Here is a 2,289-nt window from a genome sequence, read left to right on the forward strand (position 1 = left end):
AGCCGACCAAGAGACCGATCCTCCCTCAATCAGATGGCCTTCATATATGAATAAATTTCCCCGGACAGCCCTGCGTTGAACGGGGCGAAGGACGCTGTCGTCGCTGCTTTCGCCAATCTCCAGCGTTGCAAGGAAAGCGCCGGCGATGCGGCCGGCTACTTTCTCCCCCGTCACCATACGGGGAGAAATGCCCGGCAGGGCAATGAGGGGCGGTGCCGACGCTGCTGGCCTTCTCCCACAAAGGGGAGAAGGGAAGTAACGCGCTTCACCGTCGCCCGGCCCTTCGCTGGCTCAGGGCGTTCGAGGCTCGGAGAGCCAAGCAATTGGCTTTTCGTCCGCTAACGCGGAGCGCCTCTCACCCCTCCAACCAAACCTTCTCGAAATGCTGTTCCAGCGCCTGGTGCTGTTCGCAACCCTCAACACCCTTGCGATACGTCCGGTAGACCGAGCGCCAGTAGGGCTGGATGATGATGCCGGAGTCGCGCAGATTCTGCTCGATCTTGGCCATGATCTCCTTGCGCGCCTTGGCGTCGGGCGTGGCCAGCGCCTTGTCGAGCAGCTCGTCGAACTCCTTGTTGGCGTAGGCGCTTTCGTTCCAGGCGGCGCCCGATTTATACGCCAGCGCCAGCACCTGGACGCCGAGCGGGCGGCCGAGCCATTCGGTGCAGGAGAAGGGGTATTTGCTCCAGTCGTTCCAGAAGGTGGCGGCCGGGAGCACGGTGCGCTTGATCTTCAGGCCCGCCTCGCGCATCTGCGCGCCGATGGCGTCGCCGGTGCTCTTTTGCCATTCGACATCGACGGAGATGAGCTCGAACTCATGGTCGGTCTTGCCGGCCTCGGCGAGCAGCTTCTTCGACCGGTCCACGTCGCGCTTGGCCGGGCCGATGTCGGCATATTCGGGGTGCATGGGGCCGACATGGTGGTTGTCGGCGGGCTTGCCGCGGCCGCCGAGGCCGAGCGCCAGCACGGCGGAATTGTCGACGGCAAGCTGGGCGGCGCGGCGCACCTTGACGTCGTCATAGGGCGCGTTGCCGACATTGAAGCGGGCGACGATGGTGGAGCCGGTGGCGATCTCGGAATTCATCAGCCCCATCTGCTCGGTCTGCGAGACGGCATCGGAGGCGGTCTCGTGGTCGGTGTCGATCTCGCCGGATTCGAAGGCCGACAGCATGGCGTTGGGGTCGGAGCCATAATCGACCCATTTGATGCCGTCGAGGTGGAACTCGCCCTTCCACCACGGCTTGTCCTTGCGCTTCACCTCCGCACCCGTCTCGGCATCCCAGCCGACCAGCTCGCAGGGGCCGGTGGTGATTGCAAGCGCCTTCATCGGATCGCCGTCACCCTCATAGGAGCGGTGCATGATCAGCGCGGGGTAGTCGGCCATGCCGGCGATCAGCGAAATGTCGGGCTTCGGCAGGTTCAGCTTGATGGTGAAGTCGTCGACCTTGGCGATGCCGCCATCGACGACCTTCTTGGTGTCGGCATTGACCAGCGCGCCCATGCGCGCGGCGACCGAATTGCCTGCCACCGAGGCATCGCACCAGCGGGTGAGGTTGTGGATGACATCGTCGGCGTTGAAGGCATCGCCGTTCGACCAGGAGATGCCCTTGCGCACATGCAGCGTCAGCGTCTTGGCGTCGTCGCTCGCCTCCCAGCTTTCGAGCAGCCAGGGCTCGAAGGAGAAGTCGGTGTTCCAGCGCACCAGATATTCGTTGCAATGGCGGGCGACGTTGGACATCTCGACACCATCGAAGGTGCGCGGGTCCTTGAACCCCTTGACGTTCATGGCGACGCGCAAGACGCCGCCCTTCTTGGGCTCGGCCGCGCGGGCAGGGGTGGGGGCGAGACCGCCCAGCGCCAGGGCGCCGGCGGCGCTGACGCCGAGGCCGGCCATCAGGGCCAGATATTCGCGGCGGTTGAGGCCGCCGGTCCTGAAATCGTCGGCGACGGGTTTGGCTTGCGGGTGCAATTTGCGGTCGGTCAGCATGAATTTCATCGTCGTTCCCCAGTTGTTGGGCGCCCCGGCCGATCGACGGATTCGGGGGCGATGCGATCGCCAGGACGCCATTGCCTGAGGGAATGATAGAGCCGGGTGACGCAGGGGAGTGTTCGGTTTTCCGCAGTGATTGTGCGGTGCTCCGCAATGCGTTGGAGCCGGTTCGTGGCGTCCTGCCCCAGGACTGGCTAGCCGTTGAGTTCCTTCACACCCCCCTCTGTCCTGCCGGACATCTCCCCCGCAAGGGGCAGGGCTGTCCGGGGAAAGTTTTGAGTGAATCGAAATGCCGCATG

At 64.4% G+C, this 2,289-nt stretch carries 1 protein-coding gene; it reads right to left on the reverse strand.

Features of this window, described 5'->3' with window-relative positions:
- Nucleotides 1-355 precede the first annotated feature (355 nt).
- Complete coding sequence (locus NKH02_RS34275; protein WP_352884249.1) at nt 356-1,996, reverse strand: ABC transporter substrate-binding protein; 1,641 nt, start codon at nt 1,994-1,996, stop codon at nt 356-358.
- Nucleotides 1,997-2,289: the final 293 nt, after the last annotated feature.

This window comes from Mesorhizobium sp. M1396 (assembly GCF_040317725.1).
Taxonomy (GTDB): domain Bacteria; phylum Pseudomonadota; class Alphaproteobacteria; order Rhizobiales; family Rhizobiaceae; genus Mesorhizobium.